The sequence below is a fragment of the Erythrobacter sp. NAP1 genome, assembly GCF_000152865.1.
In the GTDB taxonomy this organism is placed as follows: Bacteria; Pseudomonadota; Alphaproteobacteria; order Sphingomonadales; family Sphingomonadaceae; genus Erythrobacter.
In genome coordinates this window covers 1,392,847-1,418,819 of the sequence record NZ_CH672390.1, presented here as the reverse complement: position 1 = coordinate 1,418,819, position 25,973 = coordinate 1,392,847, and the positions used below count along the sequence as shown (strand labels likewise).

Here is a 25,973-nt window from a genome sequence, read left to right as displayed (position 1 = left end):
AAAAGTGTGCGATCTGTCAAAGCCATAATTGCCTTTGGCAGCCGCGTCGCGCAAGTGAAGAGAAAGATGTCAGATGCCCCTTCGCCTTTCGATTCCACAATGGAGCGCCGATCGCTTCTGAGGGGAATGTGGCCTGATCGCTGGCGCTGGCGTTTCAGTCTGCTGACATTGATTTTCCTGATTGTTTTCGGATCGGCTGCATGGATCGAGCGAGATCGCATCGCGGCCAACCTGATCGATGACGCACTTGAGACCAACGGGATCGAGGCGACTTACGAGATCTCCGAAATCGGACCGCAGCGACAGGTAATCAAAAACGTGGTGGTGGGCGACCCGCTTTCCCCCGACCTCACCGTCGAACAGGTCAATGTCGATGTCGTCCTGACCCTCGGCACTCCGCAGATCGGGCGGGTCAAACTTGTGCGACCCAGGCTTTTCGGACAGTTTCGCGATGGCCGCCTGAGCCTCGGAGCGCTTGATCCCGTCCTCTACGCTGAAAGCGACGGGCCACCGGGGCTCCCCGCGTTCGATATCGCGATCGTCGATGGGCGTGCGCGGATCGAGAGCGACTTTGGCGTCATCGGTGCAAAGCTCGATGGGGCAGGTCGGCTCGACGGCGGTTTTGAGGGGATCATCGCAGCGACCGCTCCGGGCCTCGGGACGGAGAATTGCAGCGCGCAAGAAGCAACTCTCTACGGCGAGGTGTCTGTCGATGGCGGAAGGCCGATCTTTGATGGTCCCGTGCGGCTGCGAGAATTCAAGTGCGAGGGCGCCTCGCTTGCGAGCGCCGATATCGCCGCGCGGGTCGAATTGTCGGAGGGCTTCGATTCGCTCGACAGCAATCTCGGTATCGCCGCGGCTGGCATCGGCTATCGTGAAAACGGCGCATCCTCGCTTGATGGAGACGTCGGTTTGCTCTGGCGGTTTGCAGGCAGCGAACATGATGCGATGGGTGATCTGAGCGTACGGCACGACCTGACCGCATCGGGCGTTACGACCGCTTACGCCGATATCGGTGAGCTTGGAGCAGAAGGGCAGCTACGCCTCACCGACAACATGGCGCGCGGCGAATGGAGCACACGGTTCAATGGCCGCGGAGCCGAACTCGCACTCGATGCGACCAGCGCCCTCACAGACGCGCAGGAAGCGAGCGAGGGGACGTTCCTTGCTAGCTTGCTGGCAAAGGCCGAGCGTGGCCTCTCGCGGGGCCTCAGCGATGCGCGGCTTGCAGGTGACGTCACCGTGCGGACCAATCCCCAGGGTCTGAGGGTAATCATCCCGGAAGCACGCCTTCGCAGCGATAGTGGCGAGACCCTGCTGGCGCTGTCGCGGGTCAGCTATTCGCATTCCGAAGCGGCGGGAGATCAGCTAGCCGGCAATTTCATCACCGGCGGCGCCGATCTGCCGCTCATCACCGGGCGAATGGACCGACGGGGCAATGGCGACCTCGCGGTGCGCATGACGATGGCGGAATACAGAGCCGGTGCAGATTCGCTGGCGGTTCCGCGATTGACGCTGTTGCAAAGTGCGAGCGGGGCGCTGTCGTTCAATGGGCTGGTCGAGGCTCAAGGCGCATTGCCCGGCGGTCAGGTGCGCGGGCTTCTCGTCCCGGTTGAAGGGAGCTATTCGTCGGCAGCTGGTCTCGCGGTTGGGCGGCGCTGCACCGACATCGCGGTGCGCGGCCTCGAGCTATATCAGCTTTCGCTGACCGAACGGCGTGTGACGCTCTGCCCGCAGGCGGGATCCTCCGCGATGGTGCGCTACCTCGATGCGCTCGACGTCTCGATCGCGAGCGAGGCGATTGATCTTGCAGGCTCCCTCGGCGAATCGCGCGCCCGCCTGTCCGCCGCCTCGGCTTTGCTGCGCTATCCGGGTCCATTTGCGCTTACGGGGCTGGAAGCGGTGATCGGTGATCCCGACAACGCGGTTCGCTTTTCTGCGGCAACATTGGTAGGGCGGTTTGACGATGGGATCGCGGGCACATTTGCGGGCGCAAGCGCGGCGCTCGACATCGTTCCGCTCGACCTCAGCCAGATGTCGGGCAACTGGAATTTCAAGGACGGTGCGCTGCTTGTCGATGAGGGCGCATTCAGGCTGACCGAAAGGATCGATCCGGCAAACGGTCCAGACCCGCGATTCCAGCCATTGACCGCGCAAGGTGCCTCGCTCGTTCTGGCGGACAACACGATCATCGCCGAAGCTGCTCTGCGCCATCCAGCGAGCCAGTCGCTCATCACCAGTGTTTCGATCCGACACGACTTGTCTGAGGGGACGGGTAGGGCGGACCTCGATATTCCGGGCGTCCGCTTTGGCGAGAACCTGCAGCCCGACGATCTATCGATCCTCGCGCGAGGCGTGGTGGCCGCGGCCGAAGGGGTGGTCACTGGCGAGGGCGTGATCACTTGGACGCCCGACGGGATCGACAGCTCAGGCACCTTCCGCACCGACGACTTCGACTTCGCTGCTGCCTTCGGTCCAGTGCAACGGGTCAGCGGAGAGATCGAATTCACCGACCTCCTCGAACTGACGACCGCGCCGGGGCAGGTGCTCAACATCGGCTCGGTCAATCCCGGTATCGAGGCGCTCGACGGACAGGTCACCTATTCGCTCACCGGAGGCACGCTCGTTGAAGTCGAGGAAGGACGCTGGCCGTTTATGGGCGGCACGCTGATCCTTCGTCCAACCAAGATCAACTTCGGCGGTGGCGAGGGGCAGAGTTATGTCTTTGAGCTGATCGCGCTCGACGCAGCCACCTTCGTTACCCAGATGGAGCTGTCGAATATCGGCGCGACTGGCACATTCGACGGCACGATCCCGATCTTCTTCGATGCCGACGGTAATGGCTCAATCAATGGCGGCTTGCTGATCTCGCGGTCGCCGGGCGGCAATGTCTCCTATGTAGGCGAGCTTACATATGAGGACCTCGGCGCGATCGCCAATTATGCGTTCAACTCGCTTCGTTCGCTCGACTACAACCAGATGGCGGTCGAATTGAATGGCGATCTTGCCGGTGAAATCGTCACCAATTTCAAGATCGACGGCGTGAGACAGGGCGAGGGAGCGAGCCGCAACTTCATCACCCGCCAGCTTGCCGACCTGCCGATCCGTTTCAACGTCAATGTACGTTCTGAGAACTTCTACCTGCTCGCGACAATAGTCCGCGGAATTTTCGACCCGACGATCTTCGACACGCCTGCGATGCGCGAATCTCTTGGAATCGGAGAATTTGCTCCGATCGAAAACGAGCCAGAACCAACGCCGGGTCCAGATCTCCCGCCGCCTGTTGAGAGTATCATCCAAAGGCGTGACCAGACTACCGAAGCGCTCCTGCGCGATGAATCGACCGTTCAACCTCCAGAAAGCGATAATCTGCCATGAAGATGCGTAAATTGACCCCGGTGCACCCGGATGCCACATCTTGTGAAACACAAGGCAAAGGGCGCAGCAGGGGAAAAGTTATGGCGAGGACCCGGACATACGGGACCGGACTGGCAGTTTTGGGCGCGATGGCGCTTACCGGGTGCATCAATGTTTCCGCGCCTGAAGAGCCCATCGTTATCGAACTGAACGTCAATATCCGCGCCGAAGTGCTGTATCGGCTGGCAGAGGATGCCAGCAATACGATTGAAGAAAATGCAGATATCTTCTGACAGGCTTTGATGCCTGCCGAAGATTGGAGGAACGAGAGACCAATGACCCTGATCCGCAACACCATGCTTGCTGCCGCTGCCGGCCTTATTGCCGTCACCGGTGTTGTCGCCCCGGCTTCGGCCCAGCGCGACCCTGCCTACGCCGCCGCGCGTGCCAATGGTTCCGTGGGCGAAAAGATGGACGGCTATCTGGGCGTTGTTGGTGATGCCACACCTGCACTTCAGCGGATGGTGGACGACATCAACATCCGTCGCCGCGCCGTTTATGCTGAAAAGGCCAAGGAAAACAACGCGACGCTTGAGCAATATGCGACCACCGCAGGGTGTCAGGCAATTGCCCGCACGGTGCCCGGTGAAAAGTACGAAGCGCCTGATGGAAGCTGGCAAACGCGCACCGATGCACCTCCGCAGCGGCTTCCTGCCTGTCCGTGATTTTCCACTGCACGCTTCAATGCGTGAGGAAAGCGCAACACCCTACCATTGACTCGGGTTTTGCCCTCTTCTAGGGGGCACACGCCCTTGGCGGGCACCTCGTTGTCGCGTGCCTCGCTTGCCTCAATTTGGAAAGCAGCATGAGCGACGAGAAACCCGCCCGAGAACCCATCGCTGAGGATGCGCGGATCGACGCGCTCGAAGAGCGGCTCAAGGCCGCACGCGAGCGCGAAGACGAACGCAACCGGTCGAAGGTCCAGGGAGCCGATGCGAACTATCGCAGCGGCAACCGGGTCCTTGCAGATCTGCTCGGCGGAATTCTCGGAGGCAGCGTCATCGGATGGGCAGTCGATGCCATATTCGGAACGCTCCCATGGGGTCTGTTGGTCGGCCTTTTCCTCGGAATTGGCGTTGCCTTCAGGAACATTATTCGTGCGGCAAACACGGCCCCCAAGGACCCGGAATAGGTCCTGACAAAAGGGGCCGCGTTTTTACAGGTATCAGGGATACAACAAGGTCGTGGCAGCCGAAGCAGGCAAAGTCGATCCGATGAAGCAATTCCAGATTGAGCCGCTTATCGGCCAATCCTGGGAAATCGCTGGCTTCAACATCGCATTCACCAATTCCGCTCTCTGGATGGCGATCACCACGGTTCTGCTGTGGGCGTTTGTCTTCGGCGGCATGAAGCGTGAGCTGGTCCCCGGTCGCTGGCAAATGGCGGTCGAGACCTTCACGGGCTTCATCGACGACATGCTGGAGGCCAACATCGGTAAGGAAGGTCGCAAGTACCTTCCTTACATCTTCAGCCTGTTCATGTTCATCCTGTTCGGCAACCTGCTTGGCCTCTTGCCGATCGGTCTTGCCTTCCTTCACCCGTTCACCTTCACCAGCCACTTCACGGTGACCGGCGTTCTTGCTGTGATCAGCTTCTCGATCGTTCTGATCGTCGGCTTCTGGAAGCACGGCATCAAGTTCTTCACCCTGTTCGTGCCGCACGGTACGCCGCTGCCGATGATCCCGATCATTTTCCCGATCGAGCTGATCTCGTTCCTCGTGCGTCCGTTCAGTCTCGCGCTTCGTTTGTTCGTTGCAATGATGGCAGGGCACGTTCTGCTCAAGGTTCTCTCGTCCTTCGTCATGGACGGCATCAACGCTGGCGTCGGGTTTGGCCTTCTGGTCAGCCTGCCGAGCTTCCTGCTGATGATCGGCATCTCGGCTCTCGAGATCCTTGTCGCAGGCATTCAGGCATACGTCTTTGCACTGCTCACCTCGCTGTACATCAACGACGCAGAGCACCTTCACTAAGTTCACCTTTTTCCATTCCAACAATTCGATTTTCTCAAGGAGTTTAAGTACAATGGAAGCAGAAGCAGCCAAGCTCATCGGCGCAGGCCTCGCAGCTATCGGTGCCGGTATGGCAGCCATCGGTGTGGGGAACGTCTTTGGTTCGTTCCTCGAAAGCGCCCTTCGCAACCCGGGTGCAGCAGACGGTCAGCAGGGCCGCCTCTTCATCGGCTTCGCCGCAGCCGAACTTCTCGGCCTGCTGGCATTCGTCGTCGCGATGATCCTGATCTTCGTCGCCGGCTAATCAACTTTCGGTTCCCGGGCTGGCCAGTGATTTGGCTGGCCCGGTGACCACCTGATTTCTTTCGACCTTCAAGGCAAAGCCAACTGACATGCCTCAGATAGCCCAGCTCGCCGAGACCTATTCCAGCCAAGTATTCTGGTTGCTGGTCTTTTTCGGCATCACTTTCTTCCTCATCGGTCGGGGCATGGTCCCCAAGGTGATGGAGACCGTGGGTATGCGCGACCAGCAGATCGCTGACGACCTTGCTGCTGCGCAGGCCGCCCGTGACGCTGCTGACGAGCAGGAAGATGCATGGCGCGAGCGTGAGAACGCCAACCGTGCAAAGGCGCAGGGCCTGATCGCCGACGCCAAGGCGAAGGCTGCCGCTTCGTCCGAAGCCAAGCTGGCTGACGCGCAGAAGCGTCTCGATGCGAAGCTCGAAGCCGCCGAAACCGAGATTGAAGCCGCGCGTACCAGCGCGATGGCCGAGGTCGAGGACGTGGCTGCCGAAGCGACGCAGGACATCGTGGCTCGTCTCGCCGGTGCCAAGGTCGACAAGCGGACCGCACGGTCTGCCGTGAAGAAGGCTCTCGCCAATGGCTAACCTCGTTCTCACCATGATCGCTGCGGGCGAAGGTCCCGCGGCATTCGGGCTTCAGGACTACCAGTGGGTCAGCCTTGCGATGGCTGTTCTGATCGGTGTCGTCCTTTGGAAAAAGGTCCCCGGCGCGATTGCCGGCGGGCTCGACAACAAGATCGCCGAGATCAAGCAGCAGCTCGACGAAGCCAAGTCGCTTCGCGCCGAGGCCGAGAAGCTACGCGACGAGTACGCCGCGAAGATCGCCGGTGCCGAAAAGGACGCCGAAGCGATGATGGAAGGCGCTCAGCGCGAAGCTGACGCGATCCTCGCCAAGGCCGAAGCCGACAGCGAAGCGATGGTCGCTCGCCGTCAGCGCATGGCCGAAGACAAGATCGCCGCAGCCGAACGCGAGGCAGTCGACGGCGTTCGCGCCAGCGCTGCCAACGCTGCTGCCGCTGCATCGCGTACGATCATCGCCAGCAAGCACGACGCCGAGGCTGACAAGGCTCTGGCTGACGAGGTCATTGCCTCGCTCTAATGGCTTCGCCGATCCGGGATTTGAGAGGGCGGTCCTTTAAGGGCCGCCCTTTCTGATTCAAGATCCCGGCTCGAACACGACCTTTCCGACCAACTCACGCTTGGCCATCGCTTCGAAGCCTTCGCGCCAGCGTGACAGGGGAAGGGTGCGGTCAATTGCGGGGCTGATCCTGCCAGCCTCCGCAAGCTGCGCAATCGCAGCGTTGACCGCAGCACCTCGCTCGGGAAAGCGGCGTGCGTATTCGCCGGCGCGCAGGCCGACGATGGAAAAACCCTTTATAAGCGGGATGTTAGTCGCGACTTCGGCGATCCGTCCGCTGGTGAAGCCGACCACGACCAGCTTGCCCCCAAAGGTCACGCAGCGGGTGGATTCGTCGAAGATGTCTCCACCGACCGGATCGAAGACGATGTCGCACAGGTGACCGTCGGTGAGTTCGGCGACTTCCTCGCGGAAACGTCCCTCGGCGGTGATGACGGCGTCAGGCGAGCATGCCGCTTCGATTGCAGCGCGTTTGCCCGCAACGCCTGTTGCGGCGATCACCTTGGCCCCCAGCGCTTTGGTCAAATCGCAGGCGGCCAGTCCGACGCCGCCGCTTGCGCCGTGCACCAGCACGGTTTGTCCGGCCTCCAGCCCGCATAGCTCAACAAGGCCAGTATAGGCTGTCGAATAGGCTGCGCCCATTGCGGCTCCCTGTGCGAAGTCGAAGCCTGCGGGCAAGCGCGACAGTCCGCGCTCAGGAATGCTCGCGATCTCTGCGAAGGCTCCGGTTTTGTTGCCGCCCATTACCCGGTCACCGGGGCTGAAGCCGCTATCCGCATCCGCTTCGATCACCTCGCCAGCGCATTCGAGGCCGCTTGTAAAAGGCAGCTCAGGTTTGAACTGGTACTTCCCCTTGGTCATCAACAGGTCGGGAAAGTTCAATGAGGCGGCGCGCACACGAACGAGCACTTCGCCCGGCCTTCGCTCCGGCTCCGCCATGTCGGCAAGCGTGACGCCGGACAGGTCGTCCGACAGGCTTTCAACCCTCAGAGCCTTCATGGCCGTCAGAAATTGTCCTTGGCCGCCCTGAGCGCCGCGAAGGTCTCGTGCGGAGCATTGCCGCCCCAGCGCTCCATCAGCGCAGGATCGTCAGCGCGCAGGAATGGGTTGGTCTCAAGCTCGCGTTTGAGCACGGTGGGAATGGTCCATTCGCCGCGCGCGCGCTTCTCGTCGATCTCGCGGGCGTATTCCTGGAGTGCTTCGTTGTCGGGGTCCGCGTGAAGCGCAAACTTTGCGTTCGCCTGCGTGTATTCGTGCGCGCAATAGAGCACGGTTCCGGTCGAGAGGCGCTTGATACGCTCAAGGCTGCGCCAGAACTGTTCGGGCTCGCCTTCGAACATCCGCCCGCAGCCCAGCGCGAACACGCTGTCGCCGACGAAGGCCATGCCTTCCTCGACCACGTGATAAGCGATGTGGCCGTTGGTATGGCCTGAGACGTCGATTACGTCGGCGCGGTGTTCACCGAGGTTTACGGTGTCGCCGTGTGCGACCACGCGGTCGATCGGCGAGAGCTTCTCAACCTCTTTGGGAGCCAGCACACGTGCGCCGGTCTTCTCAACGATCTCGACATTCCCGCCCGCGTGATCGGGATGCCAGTGGGTGTTCCAGATATGCGTGATCGTCCAGCCCTTGGCCTCCGCCTGCCTCAGATACTCCTTCGCATCCGGCGTATCGATCGCGGCAGTTTCATCGGTCACGCTGTTGTGCAGCAGGAAGCCGTAATTGTCGGACAGGCAGGGGAACTGGTGGACTGTTAGCATGAGACTGTTTGGCTGTCCTATCGCTTCGCGGTTTGAGGACCCCAGTCTACGCCCATCCGCAGATGTAGGAAAGGCCCGCTCTACGGTTTGGAGAACGGGCCTTTCCGAATGCCTTGAAAGGCGTTTGGCTTAGTCGTCCGACTTCTTGAGCGCTTCGCCCAGGATGTCGCCGAGCGATGCGCCCGAATCCGACGAACCGAACTGCTGAACCGCTTCCTTCTCTTCGGCGATCTGACGCGCCTTGATCGAGAAGTTCGGCTTCTTCGAACGGTCGAAACCGGTGACCATCGCGTCGACCTTGCTGCCGACCTGGAAGCGGTCGGGACGCTGTTCGTCGCGGTCACGGCCAAGGTCGCTGCGCTTGATGAAGCCGGTTGCGCCATCGTCGCCAACCTGAACTTCGAGGCCACCATCGCGGACTTCGAGAACGGTGACGGTGACGGTCTGGCCCTTACGGAGCGAACCGGCTGCGGCTGCGCCTGCTTCGGTTGGAGCACCCTTTTCAAGCTGCTTCATGCCGAGGCTGATGCGTTCTTTGTCGACATCGACGTCGAGAACCACGGCCTTGACCTGCTCGCCCTTGCGGTGGAGCGCCAGAGCGTCTTCGCCCGAAATACCCCATGCGATGTCCGACATGTGGACCATGCCGTCGACGTCGCCGTCGAGACCGATGAACAGGCCAAACTCGGTAGCGTTCTTGACTTCGCCTTCGACTTCGGCGCCGACCGGGTGCTTCTCGGCGAACTCGTCCCACGGGTTGCGCTGAGCCTGCTTGAGGCCGAGGCTGATGCGACGCTTTTCGCTGTCGACTTCGAGGACCATGACTTCGACTTCCTGCGAGGTCGAGACGATCTTGCCCGGGTGGACGTTCTTCTTAGTCCAGCTCATTTCGCTGACATGGACCAGGCCTTCGATGCCCGGCTCGAGTTCGACGAATGCGCCGTATTCGGTGATGTTGGTGACCTGGCCGGTCAGCTTCATGTTCACCGGATACTTGGCAGCAACGCCATCCCAAGGATCGCTCTCAAGCTGCTTCATGCCGAGGCTGATGCGCTGCGTTTCGGCGTTGATGCGCACGATCTGCACGGTCACGGTGTCGCCGATGGCGATCACTTCGCTCGGGTGGTTGACGCGCTTGTAGCTCATGTCGGTGACGTGGAGCAGGCCGTCGATGCCGCCCAGGTCGACGAACGCACCGTAATCGGTGATGTTCTTGACCACGCCGTCGATGACCTGACCTTCGGCCAGCTTGTCGATCAGCTCGCTGCGCTGTTCTGCGCGGGTTTCTTCAAGCACGGCGCGGCGCGAGACAACGATGTTACCACGGCGACGGTCCATCTTGAGGATCTGGAAGGGCTGCGGCACTTCCATGAGCGGGGTGACGTCGCGCACGGGGCGGATGTCGACCTGTGAGCCCGGAAGGAAGGCCACTGCTCCGTCGAGGTCGACGGTGAAGCCGCCCTTGACGCGGCCGAAGATGCGGCCTTCGACGCGCTTGCCTTCGCCAAACTCGTTTTCGAGCTTGTCCCAGGCAGCTTCGCGGCGGGCGCGATCGCGGCTGAGCATGGCTTCGCCGTCAGCGTTTTCGACGCGGTCCACGTAGACTTCGACTTCATCACCGACCGACAGGCCGTGATCGTCTTCGCCGCGTGCGAATTCCTTAAGGTTGACGCGGCCTTCGCTCTTGAGGCCTACGTCGATGACGGCGTGACCAGCTTCGATTGCGGTCACGGTGCCCTTTACGACGCGGCCTTCAAAGCCACCGTCGTCGGCGCCGCCGAGTTGTTCGTTGAGTAGCGCTTCGAAATCGTCGCGCGTTGGGTTGGGTGCAGTTGCCATAAGGCGTGCGTTTCCTGTTTAACGTTTGCTACCGGCCACCGGTTTTACCGGGGTCTTAAACCGCCTCCCACGCACCATTGCGAGGGCTAGCGGGGCAAGAGGCCGATGTCTCCACGCAGCCGGATGCTGTCGCAGAGGTCCTTTCAATCGCGCCATTATGTTTGGGGATTGCGAGAACGGCCGCGCGCCTAGGCCAAAGCACGCTGGAAAGCAAGCAAATTGCGGAGAGCTGTTACCTTGCTGCGAGTGCCTCTTGCACAGCCTCCAGCACCGTCTCAAACGCCTGCTCGCGGTCGAAGGCGGTGGTGTCGATCACCAGCGCGTCGGCTGCGGCCTTGAGCGGCGCGTCCTTCCGGTTGATGTCGCGGGCGTCGCGGGCGACGATGTCCTTCTCGATCTCGGCGAGGGGGATTTCCTCCTCGTGGTCCATCTTCTTGTCGACCATTTCGAGCCAGCGGCGGCGGGCGCGTTCCTGCACGCTGGCGGTGATGAACAGTTTTACGTCGGCATCGGGAGCAATGACCGTCCCGATATCGCGACCATCGAGCACCGCGCCGCCAGGTTGCTCGGCAAAGGCGCGCTGGCGCTTGAACAAAGCCTCGCGCACCGCCGGATGGACCGAGACGCGGCTTGCCAGCCCGCCCGTTTCCTCCGCGCGCAGCACGTCGTCCTGCATTAGCTCATCGGGAAAGTCGCAGGCCGCCAGCGCATCGGCCGGGTCGTCGGGATTGCCGCCATTGATCGCGACCTGCCGCCCCACTGCGCGGTAGAGGAGGCCGGTGTCGAGATGTGGCACGCCGAAATGCTCGGCAAGGCGGCGTGCGATCGTGCCTTTGCCCGAAGCGGTGGGGCCATCAACGGCGATGATCATTGTGCGACTTCCTCATTATGGATTGTCTCCTGGTGCTCCGTCTTTTTGCGCAAAGCCTTCACCAGACCGAAAATTGCAATGGCTGCCCAAAACCCTTCGAGCACGAGGCTTGGCCAGTTTGTGTGGACCAGCAGGCTGATCGTCAGAAGGCCCGCGCCGGTCAGGTTGGTGCCGTGCAGGATGAAGGGGTTCGGCTTCTCGACGTAGGTGAGATAGGCATAGGCCCCGATGATGCAGGCCGTGCCGAGAAAGCCGATCATCGAATAGATATCGAGCGGGGTCGTCATTGTCGGTCCTTTGCGGCGGCAGCGGCTTTCTCCGCCTCGACCTGCCGACGAAATTCCTTCGCGGCCTGCCTTTCGCGTTTGGAGCGTTCGCGGCCCTCTTTCGGCGCCCAATCCCAGCGCAGCCAGATGAAATAGCTCAAAACCGGCAGCAACAGCACCGCCAGCCACAGCCTGCCGAGCTGGATCGCCTCGCCGTGAACGAGGTGGTCGTAGATGACCGACCCGAGCACGAAGATGCCGATGCCAAGCGAGTAGAGCGCGATCTTTTCCTTCATTGCGCCGCGCTTTCGAGCATCTGCATGAAGGTGGGAAAGCTGGTCGCGATCGGGTCGGTGTCGTCGATTTCGACGCCGTCGCGGCTTGCAAGACCTGCGACCGCCATGCTCATCGCGATGCGGTGGTCGAGATGGGTTTTGACCCGCGCGTTGGACGTGCCCCGAAGCGGTTCTCCGCCAGTGCCGTGAATGGTGAGGCCGTCTTCGTGCTCCTCGACCCGCGCGCCTGCCGCGGTGAGGGCGGCGGCCATGACGGAGATGCGGTCGCTTTCCTTGACACGAAGTTCTTCAAGGCCGGTGGTTGTGGTGGTCCCTTCCGCCATCGCGGCGGCGACGAACAGCACCGGAAATTCATCGACCATGCTGGGCACGATGGCCGGGTCAACCTCAATGCCTTTGAGCGGAGCATGGCGCACGCGCAGATCGGCCACAGGTTCGCCTCCGACCTCGCGCGGGTCCAGTTCCTTGATATCCGCGCCCATCTGCTTGAGCACCGTGACAATCCCAGCGCGCGTCGGGTTGAGGCCGACATTCTCGACGACCAGATCGCTCCCCGGAACGATGCTCGCGGCAACGAGGAAGAAGGCGGCGGAGGACGGATCGCCGGGGACGGTGACGTCCATCGGCTTCAAATCCGCTTCTCCGTGGATCGCGATGACGCGTTCTCCGTTTTCTTCGCTGACTTCGAGGTTCGCGCCGAACCCTCTGAGCATTCGCTCGGTGTGATCGCGGGTCGCGATAGGCTCAATGACGCGGGTGATGCCCGGCGTGTTAAGCCCTGCGAGAAGCACGGCGCTTTTCACCTGCGCGCTCGCGACCGGCAGGCGATAGGTGACCGGCACGGCGGGCGATGCGCCGCGCAGCATGCAGGGCAGGGTGCCTCCAGCGGAGGCCTCGAAACTCGCGCCCATCTGGCTCAGCGGTTCGATCACGCGGTTCATCGGACGGCCCGACAGGCTCGCATCCCCGATGAAGGTCGCGGTGAGCCCATGACTGGCGAGCAGGCCCATCATCAGCCGGGTCGATGTGCCCGAATTGCCCATATCGAGCGCGGCGCGCGGCTCGATCAGGCTGCCCAGACCCGCGCCGTTCACGCGCCAGGTGCCGTCATCCTCGCGCACGATCCGCGCTCCGAGCTGGCGCATCGCGGCGGCGGTGGCGAGCACGTCCTCGCCTTCGAGCAATCCGGCGATCCGGCTTTCACCCACGGCAAGCCCTGCAAACATCAGCGCGCGGTGGCTGATCGACTTGTCGCCGGGTACGCGAAGGCGACCCTTTAGCGGCGCTGATGAGGTGAATGTGTACGATCCCATGGCGCGCAGGTCTTTGACAGCGGCTCTACCATCTGGCAAGGCGCGCCGCACTTTCGGACCGATACCTTGATAAAGAGGCGATCCGGTCCCACACAAGCTTACAAACTACCCGTGCCGCAGGCGCACTCGCGGCAAGACTAAGGACACTATCGAAATGGCGAAGCCTGAATGGGGAACCAAGCGTTCCTGCCCCGACTGCGGAACCCGCTTTTATGACCTGGGCAAGGACGATCCCGTCACCTGCATCGAATGCGGCAACACCTGGGAACCGGAACCCGTGCTGAAGTCGAAGCAGCCGATCCCTATCGACGATCCCAAGAAGAAGGATCAGGAAGCCGACAGCGATCTCAGTGGCGACGATGATGATGAGCTGAAGGACATCGAGAACATCGACGACGACGATGATTCGCCCGACAACGACGTTGACCTTGGCGGCGACGATGACCTTGGCGTGGCCAAGGGCAAGGGCGACGACGAAGACGACGATACCTGATTTTGCTCTTGCGTTTCGCGAGGGGCGGTCTTAGAGGAGCGCTCCCTTGCGAATGCAGGGGCGCGGCCTTATCTTCGATAGGGTCACGACATCGATGAATTGGGGCCTTAGCTCAGCTGGGAGAGCGCAACACTGGCAGTGTTGAGGTCAGCGGTTCGATCCCGCTAGGCTCCACCATCGAACCATATTCAGTGAGTTGTCCTTTGTGATGGCTCCGCACGCTGGCCGACGAGGTTTCGTCCGCCGGCGTTTTTCGCGTTTATCGGACTTCGCAGGTCCGAGAGGAGTTTGAAGACGATGTTCGACAATCTGTCCGACCGCCTTGGCGGCGTCTTTGATCGCCTCACGGGTCGTGGTGCGCTGAGCGAACAGGACGTTCGCGACGCGATGCGCGAAGTGCGCGTGGCGCTGCTTGAGGCCGACGTTGCGCTTCCGGTTGCGAAGCGTTTCATCGATTCCGTAACCGAAAAAGCGATTGGCCAGGAAGTTCTCAAGGCGGTCAAGCCGGGGCAGCAGGTCGTCAAGATCGTCCACGACGAGCTCGTGGCGATGCTTTCGGGCGAGGAAGGCGAAGGGGCTACTGAAGGCCTGAACCTCGATGCCAAGCCTCCGGTCGTCATCATGATGGTCGGTCTTCAGGGCTCTGGTAAGACGACCACCACGGCAAAGCTCGGCAAGCTGATCCGCGAACGCCATGGCAAGAAAGCCATGATGGCCTCGCTCGACGTCAACCGTCCGGCAGCGCAGGAACAGCTCGCAGTGCTGGGTGAGCAGACGCAAGTCGCGACCCTGCCGGTTATCGCGGGCCAGCAGCCGGTCGACATCGCGCGGCGCGCGATGGAGTCGGCTCGTCTCCAGAATTTCGACGTGCTGTTGCTCGACACCGCGGGCCGCCTGCATGTCGACGAAGCGCTGATGGCCGAGATGAAAGCCGTCAGCCAAGTGTCCGCGCCGACCGAAGTGCTGCTGGTCGTCGACTCCCTGACGGGTCAGGACGCAGTTAACGTCGCGCAGAGCTTTAGCGGCGAAGTCCCGCTCACCGGCGTGGTTCTCACCCGGATGGACGGTGATGCGCGCGGCGGTGCGGCGCTTTCGATGCGCGCTGTCACGGGCAAGCCGATCAAGTTTGCAGGTACGGGCGAAAAGCTCGATGCGATCGAGACTTTCCGACCCGGCTCGGTGGCCGACCGCATCCTTGGCATGGGCGACGTTGTCAGCCTCGTCGAAAAGGCGGCTGCGACGATCAAGGAAGAAGAGGCCGCCAAGCTCGCCGAGAATTTCGAGAAGGGCAAATTCGACCTCAACGACCTGCGCATGCAGCTGAAGCAGATGCAGAACATGGGCGGTCTGGGAATGCTTGCCGGCATGATGCCGGGCATGAAGAAGGCCAAGCAGGCGATGGCCGCGTCGAATATGGACGACAAGGTTCTGGTCCACATGGACGCGATCATCTCCTCGATGACCAACAAGGAGCGCGAGCGTCCCGAACTGATGAACGCCAAGCGCAAGAAGCGCGTGGCCGCGGGCAGCGGGACCGACGTTCAGACGGTCAACAAGCTTCTCAAAATGCACCAGGAAATGAGCCGCGCAATGAAGCAGCTTCGCAAGATGGGCGGGCTCAAGGCGCTGGCTGGCATGTTTGGCGGCGGCGGTGGCCTTCCCGGCGGAATGCCGCCTGGCATGGGCGGCCCCGGCGGCGGGGGCGGCTTGCCCGGCCTCGGCGGCGCTGGCGGCCTTCCACCCGGACTTCCCGGTCTTGGCGGACCGAAGAAAAAGTAATCTCACAAATTATAAGAATTCAGATATTTAAACTCGAAAGGTAATCTACAATGGCAGTTGCAATCCGTCTGTCGCGCGGTGGCGCGAAGAAGCGTCCTTACTACCGCATCGTCGTCTCGGACTCGCGCAGCCCGCGTGACGGCAAGTATCTCGAGCAGATCGGCACCTACAACCCGCTGCTCGCCAAGGATGACGAGAACCGCGTCAAGCTCAACGAAGACCGCGCCAAGTACTGGCTCGGCGTTGGCGCCACGCCGTCCGACCGCGTCATGCGTTTCCTCGATGCCGCCGGCATCATGGAACGTCCGGCCCGCAACAATCCTCAGAAGGCAGAACCGGGCGAAAAGGCCAAGGAACGCGCCGAGGAAAAGGCTGAGAAGCTGAAGGAAGCCGAAGAAGCAGCCAAGGCCGCCGAAGAGGAAGCCAAGGCAGCAGCCGAAGCTCCGGCAGAAGAAGAAGCGCCCGCCGAAGAGGCTCCTGCTGAAGAAGCAACGGCTGAAGAAGCACCGGCGGAAGAAGCTGCCGAAGACGCTGCTGAAGACAAGGCAGAAGGCTAAGCCTCGCCTTGGCGGACACGTCCGACACGCAAGCTGCGCCCGGTCTGGTGGAATTGGCCGCCATCACCGGCGCGCACGGCGTGGCGGGCGAGGTCCGCTTGAAGCTGTTGGGCGAGGGGCTCGATGCCCTTCGCCAGCACAAAAGCTTTAACGGGGGCGCACTGACCCTCAAGAAAGTCCGCTCCGACAACAAGGGCGGCGCCATCGCCCGCTTTGCCGAGGTGCAGGGGCGGGGCGAGGCTGAAAGGTTGCGCGGCACGGTGCTGACCGTCCAGCGCGAGGCTTTGCCCGAGCTTGAAGAGGGCGAATACTACCACGCCGACCTGATCGGGCTTGCCGTTGAAACCGACGCTGGAAATGCGATCGGCAAGGTGACTGCTGTCCAGAATTTCGGCGCAACCGACATTATTGAAATCGCACTCGATCCGCCGCCTGAAAAGGGCCTGAAAGCGATCATGGTCCCAATGACCAAGGCCGCCGTGATCGAATGGGACGCACAGCGGCTTGTCATTTCGCAGGATTTCGCCGACCAATAGCGCTTATGAGCGCGTCCGATCCCTCTATCGAATACGCGACTTCCACAGAGCTGTGGAAGCGACTCGACAGCTATGTGATCGGCCCGGAAACCGCCACGCTCTCCTTCCCCGCACGATTGGCGCGCGAAAACCGCTGGGAGGCCGACTTCACCAGCCGCGTGATCTGCGAATACAAGCGTTTCTGCTACCTCGCCGTCACTGCAGGACAGGAGGTTACTCCGTCGGATGCGGTCGATCAGGCCTGGCACCTCCACCTCACCTACAGCCGCGACTATTGGGGCGAGTATTGCGAGGAAATCCTGCAATGCGACCTCCACCATGGCCCAACCGCTGGCGGAGCGGCGGAAAAGTCGCGGTTCTACGATCAATATGCCGAGACGCTCGAACTCTACGAGGACGCTTTTGGTGAGACCGCGCCGCCCGATATCTGGCCCGCTGCGCAGCGCCGCTTTGGCCGCGATCCCAAGGGCATACGCGTTAACCCCGATGATGTTATGGTGCTGGAAAGACGCGTCGCTATCCTCGGCGCGTTTGGCTGGATCGCGCTGGGTGTGGGCATCGCGGTCGTAGTGGGAGTGATTTTCTGATGGAGCTTTTCGCGTCTTACACCGGCGGCGACTTTCTCGTTTTCTATTGCATAATGCTCGTCACCTGCATCTTCGCAGGCTTGTGGATCCCTGCAAACCTGCGCCCTGAAGGGAGGCGCGGCGAGGTCGAGGACCTCGAGGAAGTCGCAGTCCTAACCGGCGGAGCCGACCGGCTGAGTGTAGCGGTGCTCTCCTCGCTCTTTGCGAAGGGCGCTCTCGACGTGGACGAGAGGAAAAGACTCGCGGTCCGGCAGACCGGGGTTGCGGAGAATGAAAGCGAGCGAGCAATCCTCGCCAAGGTCGGCGGCTTTCGCCCGGCCGAAGCGGGCCGCTCGATCAAGGCGCAGGCGGCGGCGGTGGAGACGCAGCTGATCCGGCGCGGCCTGATGATGGACGAGGGCGATAGGTGGAAGCTGCGCGCACTGTCGGCTGCGCCATATGCCGCGCTGCTCGCCATCGGGCTTTACCGTCAACAAGCAGGGGCTGCGATCGGGGAGCCGACCGGGTTCCTCGTGGCTCTCATTATCATCACCTTGGTCCTCGGCCTTTTCCGCTTCGCGATGGGCAATCCGCGAACGATGGCCGGGAATGAAGTTGTGCGCTCGCTTGAGCAGAATGGCAGCCGTTTGCGCCGCGCTCCGCAGGCGAACGAGGCAGGCTATGCCGTTGCAATCTTCGGCACAGGCGTTTTGGTCGGCACGCCGTGGGAGCCGGTCCATGCCGCGCGCCAGTCCGGCACAGGCGGCGATGGCGGCGGATCGAGCGATAGCGGCGATGGTGGAGGCGGCTGCGGCGGAGGATGCGGCGGTTGCGGGGGCTAGCCCGCGCGAGTAGGGCGCGGGACATGACCAAACTCAACGTAGCGATCTGCCAGGCGGCACCGATTCCGCTCGACTTCGATGGCGGTATCGAGAAGGCCACGCGCCTCGCCAAGGAAGCCATCGATGCGGGCGCGCAGATGGTGGCTTTCGGAGAGACCTTCCTGGGTGGCTATCCGCTTTGGCTCGATGAAGCTCCGGGCGCGGCTTTGTGGGACCATCCGGGGACCAAGGCGTGCCATCTGATCATGCTCGATAATGCTATTGTGCGGGGTGACGAGCGGTTGCTTCCCTTGCAAGAGCTGTGCGATGCCAGCGGCGCGGTCATCAGCCTCGGCGCGCATGAGCGGCTGCGGCAAAGCCTTTACAATAACCAACTGCTCTTCCGCCCGGGCGAAGCGCCGCTCGACCACCGCAAGCTGGTGCCGACCCATGGTGAGCGCCTGATCTGGATGCGCGGTGACGGCTCGACGCTGAGCGTGCACGAGGCCGAGTGGGGCCGGGCGGGCAACCTGATCTGCTGGGAGCACTGGATGCCCTTGGCGCGCGCCGCGATGCACAATCTCGGCGAAAGCGTCCACGTCGCCGCCTGGCCGACCGTGCGCGAGGAATATGCGCTGGCGAGCCGGCACTATGCGATGGAAGGGCGCTGCTTTGTGCTCGCGGCGGGTTTGGTACAGCACCGCGATGATCTGTTCGACGGGCTGGAACGGGTTGGCGGGAGTCCAGAGGCTCTGGCGCTTTTCAACGCCATTGAGGGCGAGGTGCTGAACCGAGGCGGATCAATGGTCATCGCCCCCGATGCTCGGGTGCTGGCGCAGGCGGGTGAAGGTGAAGAAACCCTCCACGCCGAACTCGACCTCGGCGAGATCGGTGAGGGCTTGGCGAGCCTCGATACCGATGGACACTATTCGCGGCCCGACGTGTTTGAGCTCAATGTCGACACGCGCTCGAAAGACGGCGTGAATTGGGGGTATGAATATTGAACTCCTGGATGATCACCATCTTCGTGCTGGCGTCGGTCGCGATGAATTTCTTTTGGCGAGCGCTCTTCCCGGAGCGACGATTGCGCTGGCTCGTCTCCTCTTTGGCGATCCTTCCGGCACTGGGATATGTCGCTCTCACTGGCTATCGCGAACTAGTTGCCATCGGGCGGCATGACGCCGAGACCGGTTCGCCACCGCCAAACATGATAGACAATCTGCTGGCCGAACTAGAGCGTGCGGCGCTTTTTGGTGCCCTGTGGTTCTTGGCCGTAGTGGCTGTCGGCTTCTTCCTGAGATTCTTCGCGAAATCGGCGCGCAGGGCATGACCTTCGCCGCCATCATCTATGCCGCCGCAGCCGATGCCGCACCAGTCAACGAGTTCGGCATGTGGGATGGCGGCCCGACACCGACGGCCATTACTCGCGGCCTGACGTGTTTGGAATTAATGTCGATAAGCGGGCGAAAGATGGGGTGAATTGGTCAGAGTAGCTACTCCGCCCCCCAGCTTACCGAATAGCTTGTTTTGCTGCCCGGCGCGTTAGTCGAAAAGTCGTGGTAGAAGCTGTAGAACCCGGTCTTTTCGACCACGAATTCAGCGCGGCCCGACTGTGTGCCCGTGATCGTCTGCGACTGGTCGGAGAAAGCGGCATTCGGCCATGCGTGAAGGTCGAAGCGTACTCCCGCGTCTTCGTCGCCCTTGACGTCATACTCGAAAAACGCGGTCTGGCCGGCGACCAGGAACATACGCTGCGTACCGAAATTGCTCACCCCTCCCGAAACGTTGAACCCTGCGCCGCTCATCTGTGACTGTTGCGCCTGCCCGAGATAGGGAAATATTGTCGAGACATACAGGAAGAGCCACAGGATTAGTGCGCCTCCAAAGATTAGTGACCCGTTCTTGCCGAAACTGATGAGGGTGCCACTGGCGGCTACACGCTGCCCACCGGGAGGGCCTTCGTAGTATTCGCGCAGTTCGGGATCCGAAATCATGCTTCTGAAACGTGCCATGCATGCACATTAACCACCGAACCTTAGGAATTGATTGATTGCCCTCGCGCTGGCAGGGCGCGCACGATGACCTTCGCCGCCACCATCCTCACCCTCTATCCCGAAATGTTTCCAGGGCCACTTGGCACTTCGCTCGCAGGCAAGGCGCTCGAGCGAGGGGACTGGGCGTGTGAGACAGTCAACCCGCGCGACTTCGCCACTAACAAACACCGCACCGTCGATGATACGCCCGCAGGCGGAGGTGCCGGTATGGTGCTCAAGGCGGACATCCTGGGGGCGGCGGTCGACAGCGTCGCGGATGAGCGCCCGATCCTTGCGATGACCCCGCGCGGCAAGCCCATCACCCAGGCCCGTATTCGCGAGATCGCGGATGGTCCCGGCGTCACCATCATCTGTGGCCGGTTCGAGGGCTTCGATGAGCGACTGTTCGAAGCGCGCCCGCAGATCGAGGAAGTCAGCCTCGCCGACATCGTCCTCTCGGGCGGAGAAACGGCGGCGATTGCGATACTTGACGCTTGCATTCGGCTGCTTCCCGGAGTAATGGGCGCGGCTTCTAGCGGGACCGAGGAGTCGTTTGAGGACGGCCTTCTTGAATACCCGCAATATACCCGACCTTACGAATGGGAAGGGCGCACGATCCCCGAAGTGCTGCGATCGGGGGATCATGCGAAGATCGCTGCTTGGCGAAAGTCGAAAAGCGAAGAAATTACACGGTTACGCAGACCGGACCTTTGGGAACGTCATGAGGGCGTTCGGGACCAGTCTGCCTCTGGCGCGCGGCGAAAGAACAAGGATACGGACCAGTGAACCTGATCCAGCAAATCGAAGCCGAAGAAATCGGCAAGGTTGAACGTGAAATTCCCGACTTCCGCGCAGGCGACACCGTTCGCGTGGGCGTCAAGGTGAAGGAAGGCAACCGCGAGCGTGTGCAAAACTTCGAAGGCGTTGTGATTGCGCGTTCGAACCGCGGCATGGGCTCCAACTTCACCGTCCGCAAGATCAGCTTCGGCGAAGGCGTGGAGCGTGTGTTCCCGCTGTACTCGCCGATCGTCGATTCGATCACCGTCGTTCGTCGCGGTGTCGTGCGTCGTGCGAAGCTGTACTACCTGCGTGGCCGCACCGGTAAGCGTGCGCGTATCGCCGAGCGTCGCGAGAACGTCGCCAAGGCATAAGCCTCGCTGGCATAGCGAAATTCGTAAAGGGCGGTCCGTTGGGCCGCCCTTTTTCGTTGCGGGGTTGCAATGCTTCGTCGTGATTGCGAGAGCCTATTCTGAATGACAACAAAGGGGCTTTCCTTGAAATGCGAATTGCTTTGCTTGCTGCCGCCGCCGCAATCCTTTTGCCGACCACTGCTTTCGCGGACGCGCACATGACCGAGAGCTCTCCTGAACTCACATTCGAACGCGTCTTTGCCTCCCCATCGCTTAACGGACCGACCCCGCGCGCGGTCAAGTTCTCGCCCGATGGCAAGTACCTGACCCTGCTGCGCAACCGCGAGGAGGACTCCTCGCGCTACGACCTGTGGGGATATGACTTCGCCACGCGCGAATGGCGCATGCTGGTCGATAGCGAGGCGATCGGTTCGGGTCGTGAGCTATCCGAAGACGAAAAGATGCAGCGGGAGCGCGCACGCGTTGGCAGTCTCAAGGGTATCATCTCCTACCAATGGGCAAGCGATGGCTCGGGCGTCCTCGTGCCCATCGACGGCGACCTCTATTTCGCCAAGCTCGACGGGACGGTCCAGCGCCTGACCGATACCGAGGAAAGCGAACTCAACCCCAAGCTTTCGAGCAAGGCGGGCTACGTTTCCTTCGTGCGCGATCGCCAGCTGTGGGTCGGGGAAGTGGGAGGCGAAGCGGCTCCGATCACGCCCAAGGAAGAAGACACGATCCGCTGGGGCGAAGCCGAATTCGTCGCGCAGGAAGAGATGAGCCGCCTCACAGGGTATTGGTGGGGACCGAACGACCAGCGCATCGCTGTCCAGCGCACCGATGAAAGCCCGGTCGGTATCGTCACTCGCGCAGCTATCGGTGCAACCGGCACGCAGGTCTTCGACCAACGCTATCCGGTGGCTGGCTCGGACAACGCGATTGTCGAACTTTATGTGATGGACCCCGATGGCGGGAACCGTGTGAAGGTGGACTTGGGAGACGACACCGACATCTACGTCGCCCGCGTGAACTGGGGGCCGGACGACTATCTCTATGTCCAGCGCCAGAACCGCGAACAGACCGTGCTCGACATGCTCAAGGTCGATCCTTCGACGGGCGAGAGCGAGGTTTGGTTCACTGAAACCGCCGCGCGCGACGATTACTGGATCAACCTTTCAGACAATTACCGCTTCCTGAAAGATGGCAGCCTCTTGTGGTGGTCGGAGCGGGATGGCTTCGGCAATTTCTACCGCTTCGACGGAGAGAACTGGACGCAGCTGACGAGCCGCAAGGAGCCTGTCACCGCGCTGGTCGGAGTGGATCAGGACGGGGACAAGCTTTATTATCGAGCAGTGACCGATGTTCTGACCGAGCAGGTCTACGTCTCCAGCCTGTCCGCCGAAAGCGAACCGACGCTGCTCACCGATCCCGACTACACCAACTCGGCCAGCATGGACCCAACGGGCAAGGGCCTGCTCATCAGTCGTTCAGCCACCGACCAGCCGACCCAAAGCTATATCGCGGATACGAGGGGGGAACGGCTTGTTTGGGTCGAGGAAAACGCGCTCGACGCGGATCATCCCTACACGCCGTTTCTGCTGAGCCACACGCCGCCCGAATACGGCACGATCCCAGCCGAGGACGGCACGCCGCTGCATTACATGATGCTCAAGCCTGAGATGGAGCCGGGCAAGCAGTATCCAGTGTTCTACTATCACTATTCCGGGCCGGGTCCGCAGGTCGTGGACAAGGGCTGGGGCGGCGCTCTGGCGCAGGCGGTGGTTGACAAGGGCTATATCTGGTTCGCGCTCGACAATCGCGGCTCAGCCAATCGCGGGGTCGATTTCGAACAGCCGCTTTACCGCGCCATGGGCGGGGTCGAAGTGCGCGATCAGAAGACCGGTGCCGAGTTTCTCAAGACGCTCGATTACGTCGATGCAGAGAAGATCGCGATCTACGGCTGGTCCTATGGTGGCTACATGACGCTGAAGCAGTTGCAGGCTGATCCGGGGCTTTATGCAGCCGGTATCTCAGGCGCGCCCGTGACCCGCTGGGGCCTGTACGATACGCACTATACCGAACGCTTTATGGGCGATCCGCGCGAAGTGCCCGAAGCGTATGAAGCCGCGAGCGCCATTCCCAATGCAACCAAGATCAGCGATCCGCTGCTACTGATCCACGGCATGGCGGACGACAATGTGGTGTTTGAGAACTCTTCAGAGCTGATCAGCGTGCTTCAGGAAAACAACGTCGCATTCGAGATGATGCTTTATCCCGGCTACACCCACCGCGTTGGCGGCGAGCAGGTCAGCCCGCATCTGTGGAACACCATGTTCCGCTTTCTCGAGGCGCACGGGGTGACCCCGCCGGAGTAATTACCCGGTGAGCCACTCCAGCGCCTTGGCGGCGACTTCGTCAGGCGCTTCGACCTGCGGGTAGTGGCCGACATTCTCAATCAGGTGGTGCCTCGCGTCCGGCAACACTTCGCACCACTTGTCATAGGCGTGCTTGCCCGAAACCGGGTCGAGCGCGCCGTTGATGAGGCCGATCTTGTCTTGCGCGCCGACAAGTGCGGCTTCCCAGCGCTCCTTATTCTCGACCCGGTCGGCGATGTAATGGAGCAGCTTGTGCGTGATGCGATTGCCGTCCTTGTAGCTGATGAACTCCCAGAATTCGTCGAGCTCCTTTTCGCTCGGCTGGGTGTCGGGGCCGAACACTTCGGAGAAGCTCTTGCCGAACCCCTTTCGGCTCATCATCAGACCGAGCAGGAAGCCGAAAGGCGAAACGCCGAGTTTCTGCATCGGGCGAGGGCGGTGCTGGTCGGGGAAGATGCCCCCATTCAAAAACACCATTTTGCCAAGGCCCTTCGCGCCTGAGCCATCCTGCTGCTGCGCCAGCAATTCCTGTCCGACCGATACGCCGTAATCGTGCACCAGCGCATCGAACTCGCCCACGCCAAGCTCGCCCAGCAGCGCTTCCTGAAGATCGGTCTGGCGATGGATCGAGTAGCCCGAGCGCGGCTTGTCCGACAGGCCGAAACCAAGCATGTCGCACGCAATAAGGTGGTGCTTCTCAGCCAGAGTATCCCACACCGGCACCCAGTCCCAGGAGCAGGTCGGAAAGCCGTGCACCAGCAGCAGCGGCCTCGCCTCTGGATCGCCGCCTGTCCAATAGGCGATCTTGTGCCCGTCAAAGTGGAATTGCTTGGCCCGGTTGTGCCAGTCTCGCGTAGTCAGCGTCACGTCTTTCCCCTTGCCAATGGGGCATAGTGTCGCCACCTCACGGCGCAAGAAACTTAATCGGAGAATGTGAATTGGGTTACCGGGTGGCTATCGTCGGCGCGACGGGCAATGTCGGACGCGAAATGATGCAAGTGCTGGCCGAGCGCGAATTCCCGATTGAGGAAATCGCGGCGGTCGCCAGCGGGCGCAGCCAGGGATCAGAGGTTGAGTTCGGCGACACCGGCAAGATGCTCAAATGCAAGAATATTGAGCATTTCGACTGGTCGGGCTGGGATATCGCGCTGTTCGCCGCCGGAAGCGGCCCCGCCAAAGAGTACGCGCCGAAAGCGGCGGCAGCGGGCTGCGTGGTGATCGACAATTCCTCGCTCTACCGGATGGAACCCGACGTGCCGCTGATCGTGCCCGAGGTGAACCCCGATGCGATCGACGATTATTCCAAGCGCAACATCATCGCGAACCCTAACTGCTCGACCGCACAGCTGGTTGTGGCGCTCGCTCCGCTGCACAAGGCGGCGACGATCAAGCGCGTCGTGGTTTCCACCTACCAATCGGTTTCCGGCGCGGGCAAGGCGGGGATGGACGAGCTGTTTGAACAATCGCGCGCAATTTTCGTGGGCGATCCGGTCCAGCCGGCGAAGTTTACCAAGCAGATCGCCTTCAACGTCATCCCGCATATCGACGTCTTCCTCGACGATGGTTCGACTAAGGAAGAGTGGAAGATGATGGTCGAGACCAAGAAGATCCTCGACCCCAAGATCAAACTGAACGCGACCTGCGTGCGCGTGCCGGTCTTCGTCGGCCACTCCGAGGCGGTGAACATCGAGTTCGAGAACGAGCTTTCGGCAGAGCAGGCACAGGATATCCTGCGCGAGGCTCCCGGCATCATGCTGGTCGATAAGCGCGAGGACGAAGGCTACGTGACCCCGGTCGAAAGCGCCGGCGACAGCGCGACCTATATCAGCCGCGTGCGTGAGGACCCGACGGTCGAGAATGGCATCACCTTGTGGTGTGTGTCCGACAATCTGCGTAAGGGCGCGGCATTGAACGCGGTGCAGATCGCAGAACTGCTCGGTCGACGTCATCTCAAGAAGGGCTGAAGCGATGCGCGTACTGGTGATCGCAGCCTCTTGCCTGGCACTAGCTGCCTGTGGCGGGTCGGATGTACCGTCGCCAGCCGAACGGCTTGAACAACGCGAGGGCGGGGCGGTCGCCGAAATCATCGATCCGGGCCAGGTCACGCTCAGGTCCGAAGGCCTCGTTGCTGGACCTGACGCGTTCTTCTTTGCTGCCGGACAAAGCGAAGTCGAAGCCGCGCTCACCCGCGCAATCGGCGAGCCGGGAGAAATCTTGGAAATGCCCGAATGCGGCGCGGGGCCAATGGAGAGCTCTGCCTATCCGGGCGGGCTGACAGTCAATTACCAGGACGGAATCCTCGTTGGCTGGCTGGTCAACGAGCCGTCGGACTCAATCGGAGTAGAAGGCCTGCCCGTCGGCACCTCGCGCTCTGATCTGGAAGCCATGCCTGGCTTTGCCCTGATCGAAGGCAGTACGCTGGGCGAGGAATTCATGCTTGGCGACAGGTTTGCGGGCTTCATCGAGGATGATGCGGTTTCCATGCTTTATTCAGGGACGCAGTGTTTTTTCCGCTGAAGCGCGCTAGGCTCG

The 25,973-nt window shown here is 61.6% G+C and carries 31 protein-coding genes and 1 tRNA gene; 23 read left to right on the top strand and 9 right to left on the bottom strand.

Translation table 11 applies throughout. The features are described 5' to 3' along the window. Window positions 1-66 precede the first annotated feature (66 nt). From NAP1_RS06725 to NAP1_RS06695, 8 genes are all read left to right on the top strand, one after another. Window positions 67-3,378, top strand: a complete 3,312-nt coding sequence (locus tag NAP1_RS06725; protein WP_050750415.1) for a YdbH domain-containing protein — start codon at window positions 67-69, stop codon at window positions 3,376-3,378. Between the two features lie 80 nt (window positions 3,379-3,458). After that, window positions 3,459-3,650, top strand: coding sequence for a YnbE family lipoprotein (locus NAP1_RS15860; RefSeq protein WP_050750414.1), 192 nt, complete (start codon window positions 3,459-3,461; stop codon window positions 3,648-3,650). Between the two features lie 42 nt (window positions 3,651-3,692). Next, window positions 3,693-4,082 (top strand): YdbL family protein, encoded by a 390-nt coding sequence (locus tag NAP1_RS06720; protein WP_007164496.1) that lies wholly within the window; start codon window positions 3,693-3,695, stop codon window positions 4,080-4,082. Between the two features lie 140 nt (window positions 4,083-4,222). Beyond that, window positions 4,223-4,549, top strand: a complete 327-nt coding sequence (locus NAP1_RS06715) for an AtpZ/AtpI family protein (RefSeq protein WP_007164495.1) — start codon at window positions 4,223-4,225, stop codon at window positions 4,547-4,549. An 82-nt stretch (window positions 4,550-4,631) separates the two neighbouring features. After that, window positions 4,632-5,387 carry a F0F1 ATP synthase subunit A gene (locus tag NAP1_RS06710; protein ID WP_040464797.1) on the top strand — a complete coding sequence of 252 codons (756 nt, stop codon included), beginning with the start codon at window positions 4,632-4,634 and terminating at the stop codon, window positions 5,385-5,387. Window positions 5,388-5,439: 52 nt separating this feature from the next. Next, on the top strand, window positions 5,440-5,670 hold the full coding sequence (locus NAP1_RS06705) for a F0F1 ATP synthase subunit C (protein ID WP_007164493.1): 231 nt from the start codon (window positions 5,440-5,442) through the stop codon (window positions 5,668-5,670). An 88-nt stretch (window positions 5,671-5,758) separates the two neighbouring features. After that, window positions 5,759-6,253, top strand: a complete 495-nt coding sequence (locus tag NAP1_RS06700; protein WP_007164492.1) for an ATP synthase B chain — start codon at window positions 5,759-5,761, stop codon at window positions 6,251-6,253. Then, window positions 6,246-6,767: an ATP synthase subunit B gene (locus NAP1_RS06695; protein ID WP_007164491.1), complete on the top strand. Its 522-nt coding sequence runs from the start codon at window positions 6,246-6,248 to the stop codon at window positions 6,765-6,767. Before NAP1_RS06700 ends, NAP1_RS06695 begins: the two co-directional genes overlap by 8 nt. A gap of 57 nt (window positions 6,768-6,824) precedes the next feature. On the opposite strand, the gene NAP1_RS06690 is transcribed toward NAP1_RS06695, so the two are convergent. The 7 genes from NAP1_RS06690 to aroA form a co-directional block, all read right to left on the bottom strand. Beyond that, window positions 6,825-7,805: an NADPH:quinone oxidoreductase family protein gene (locus tag NAP1_RS06690; protein WP_007164490.1), complete on the bottom strand. Its 981-nt coding sequence runs from the start codon at window positions 7,803-7,805 to the stop codon at window positions 6,825-6,827. Between the two features lie 5 nt (window positions 7,806-7,810). Further along, on the bottom strand, window positions 7,811-8,566 hold the full coding sequence (gloB, locus tag NAP1_RS06685; protein ID WP_007164489.1) for a hydroxyacylglutathione hydrolase: 756 nt from the start codon (window positions 8,564-8,566) through the stop codon (window positions 7,811-7,813). Window positions 8,567-8,695: 129 nt separating this feature from the next. Then, on the bottom strand, window positions 8,696-10,405 hold the full coding sequence (rpsA, locus tag NAP1_RS06680) for a 30S ribosomal protein S1 (protein WP_007164488.1): 1,710 nt from the start codon (window positions 10,403-10,405) through the stop codon (window positions 8,696-8,698). A gap of 232 nt (window positions 10,406-10,637) precedes the next feature. Next, a complete protein-coding gene (locus NAP1_RS06675; protein ID WP_007164487.1) occupies window positions 10,638-11,276 on the bottom strand; it encodes a d(CMP) kinase in 639 nt (212 codons plus the stop codon). Beyond that, window positions 11,273-11,563, bottom strand: coding sequence for a hypothetical protein (locus NAP1_RS06670; RefSeq protein WP_007164486.1), 291 nt, complete (start codon window positions 11,561-11,563; stop codon window positions 11,273-11,275). Before NAP1_RS06670 ends, NAP1_RS06675 begins: the two co-directional genes overlap by 4 nt. Beyond that, the gene (locus NAP1_RS06665; RefSeq protein ID WP_007164485.1) at window positions 11,560-11,838 is read right to left on the bottom strand and encodes a hypothetical protein; all 279 of its coding nucleotides are present in this window, start codon (window positions 11,836-11,838) and stop codon (window positions 11,560-11,562) included. The genes NAP1_RS06670 and NAP1_RS06665 overlap by 4 nt, the downstream gene beginning before the upstream one ends. Then, window positions 11,835-13,151: a 3-phosphoshikimate 1-carboxyvinyltransferase gene (gene aroA / locus NAP1_RS06660; RefSeq protein WP_007164484.1), complete on the bottom strand. Its 1,317-nt coding sequence runs from the start codon at window positions 13,149-13,151 to the stop codon at window positions 11,835-11,837. The genes NAP1_RS06665 and aroA overlap by 4 nt, the downstream gene beginning before the upstream one ends. A 154-nt stretch (window positions 13,152-13,305) precedes the next feature. Between aroA and NAP1_RS06655 the strand changes: the two genes are divergently transcribed. The 10 genes from NAP1_RS06655 to NAP1_RS16455 all read left to right on the top strand — a co-directional run bounded on the left by NAP1_RS06655 (window position 13,306) and on the right by NAP1_RS16455 (window position 19,382). Further along, complete coding sequence (locus NAP1_RS06655) at window positions 13,306-13,644, top strand: TIGR02300 family protein (RefSeq protein WP_007164483.1); 339 nt, start codon at window positions 13,306-13,308, stop codon at window positions 13,642-13,644. A 101-nt stretch (window positions 13,645-13,745) separates the two neighbouring features. Continuing rightward, window positions 13,746-13,821: transfer RNA gene (locus NAP1_RS06650), tRNA-Ala, on the top strand. A 120-nt stretch (window positions 13,822-13,941) separates the two neighbouring features. Beyond that, window positions 13,942-15,423, top strand: a complete 1,482-nt coding sequence (gene ffh / locus NAP1_RS06645; protein WP_007164482.1) for a signal recognition particle protein — start codon at window positions 13,942-13,944, stop codon at window positions 15,421-15,423. Between the two features lie 50 nt (window positions 15,424-15,473). Beyond that, complete coding sequence (gene rpsP, locus NAP1_RS06640; RefSeq protein WP_007164481.1) at window positions 15,474-15,980, top strand: 30S ribosomal protein S16; 507 nt, start codon at window positions 15,474-15,476, stop codon at window positions 15,978-15,980. Window positions 15,981-15,988: 8 nt separating this feature from the next. Beyond that, window positions 15,989-16,516 carry a ribosome maturation factor RimM gene (gene rimM, locus NAP1_RS06635; RefSeq protein WP_007164480.1) on the top strand — a complete coding sequence of 176 codons (528 nt, stop codon included), beginning with the start codon at window positions 15,989-15,991 and terminating at the stop codon, window positions 16,514-16,516. A gap of 5 nt (window positions 16,517-16,521) precedes the next feature. Further along, window positions 16,522-17,103, top strand: a complete 582-nt coding sequence (locus tag NAP1_RS06630; protein WP_007164479.1) for a hypothetical protein — start codon at window positions 16,522-16,524, stop codon at window positions 17,101-17,103. Then, a complete protein-coding gene (locus NAP1_RS06625) occupies window positions 17,103-17,924 on the top strand; it encodes a TIGR04222 domain-containing membrane protein (protein ID WP_007164478.1) in 822 nt (273 codons plus the stop codon). The genes NAP1_RS06630 and NAP1_RS06625 overlap by 1 nt, the downstream gene beginning before the upstream one ends. A 23-nt stretch (window positions 17,925-17,947) precedes the next feature. Beyond that, window positions 17,948-18,907, top strand: a complete 960-nt coding sequence (locus tag NAP1_RS06620) for a carbon-nitrogen hydrolase family protein (protein WP_007164477.1) — start codon at window positions 17,948-17,950, stop codon at window positions 18,905-18,907. Window positions 18,908-18,915: 8 nt separating this feature from the next. Then, entirely contained in the window at window positions 18,916-19,233 is a 318-nt protein-coding gene (locus tag NAP1_RS06615) for a hypothetical protein (RefSeq protein WP_007164476.1), read from the top strand. Continuing rightward, window positions 19,230-19,382 carry a hypothetical protein gene (locus NAP1_RS16455; protein ID WP_007164475.1) on the top strand — a complete coding sequence of 51 codons (153 nt, stop codon included), beginning with the start codon at window positions 19,230-19,232 and terminating at the stop codon, window positions 19,380-19,382. The genes NAP1_RS06615 and NAP1_RS16455 overlap by 4 nt, the downstream gene beginning before the upstream one ends. 14 nt (window positions 19,383-19,396) lie before the next feature. On the opposite strand, the gene NAP1_RS06610 is transcribed toward NAP1_RS16455, so the two are convergent. Continuing rightward, on the bottom strand, window positions 19,397-19,897 hold the full coding sequence (locus NAP1_RS06610) for a hypothetical protein (RefSeq protein ID WP_040464329.1): 501 nt from the start codon (window positions 19,895-19,897) through the stop codon (window positions 19,397-19,399). 84 nt (window positions 19,898-19,981) lie between these two features. Between NAP1_RS06610 and trmD the strand changes: the two genes are divergently transcribed. The 3 genes from trmD to NAP1_RS06595 all read left to right on the top strand — a co-directional run bounded on the left by trmD (window position 19,982) and on the right by NAP1_RS06595 (window position 23,441). Then, window positions 19,982-20,722, top strand: a complete 741-nt coding sequence (gene trmD / locus NAP1_RS06605) for a tRNA (guanosine(37)-N1)-methyltransferase TrmD (RefSeq protein ID WP_007164473.1) — start codon at window positions 19,982-19,984, stop codon at window positions 20,720-20,722. After that, window positions 20,719-21,087, top strand: coding sequence for a 50S ribosomal protein L19 (gene rplS, locus NAP1_RS06600; RefSeq protein ID WP_007164472.1), 369 nt, complete (start codon window positions 20,719-20,721; stop codon window positions 21,085-21,087). Before trmD ends, rplS begins: the two co-directional genes overlap by 4 nt. A 128-nt stretch (window positions 21,088-21,215) precedes the next feature. Then, on the top strand, window positions 21,216-23,441 hold the full coding sequence (locus tag NAP1_RS06595; RefSeq protein WP_007164471.1) for a DPP IV N-terminal domain-containing protein: 2,226 nt from the start codon (window positions 21,216-21,218) through the stop codon (window positions 23,439-23,441). Here the strand turns inward: NAP1_RS06595 and NAP1_RS06590 are convergent, their stop codons facing one another. Beyond that, on the bottom strand, window positions 23,442-24,308 hold the full coding sequence (locus tag NAP1_RS06590) for an alpha/beta fold hydrolase (protein ID WP_007164470.1): 867 nt from the start codon (window positions 24,306-24,308) through the stop codon (window positions 23,442-23,444). It abuts the gene before it with no gap. A 71-nt stretch (window positions 24,309-24,379) separates the two neighbouring features. Between NAP1_RS06590 and NAP1_RS06585 the strand changes: the two genes are divergently transcribed. After that, window positions 24,380-25,405 (top strand): aspartate-semialdehyde dehydrogenase, encoded by a 1,026-nt coding sequence (locus tag NAP1_RS06585; RefSeq protein ID WP_040464321.1) that lies wholly within the window; start codon window positions 24,380-24,382, stop codon window positions 25,403-25,405. 4 nt (window positions 25,406-25,409) lie between these two features. After that, window positions 25,410-25,958 carry a hypothetical protein gene (locus tag NAP1_RS06580; protein WP_007164468.1) on the top strand — a complete coding sequence of 183 codons (549 nt, stop codon included), beginning with the start codon at window positions 25,410-25,412 and terminating at the stop codon, window positions 25,956-25,958. Window positions 25,959-25,973: the final 15 nt, after the last annotated feature.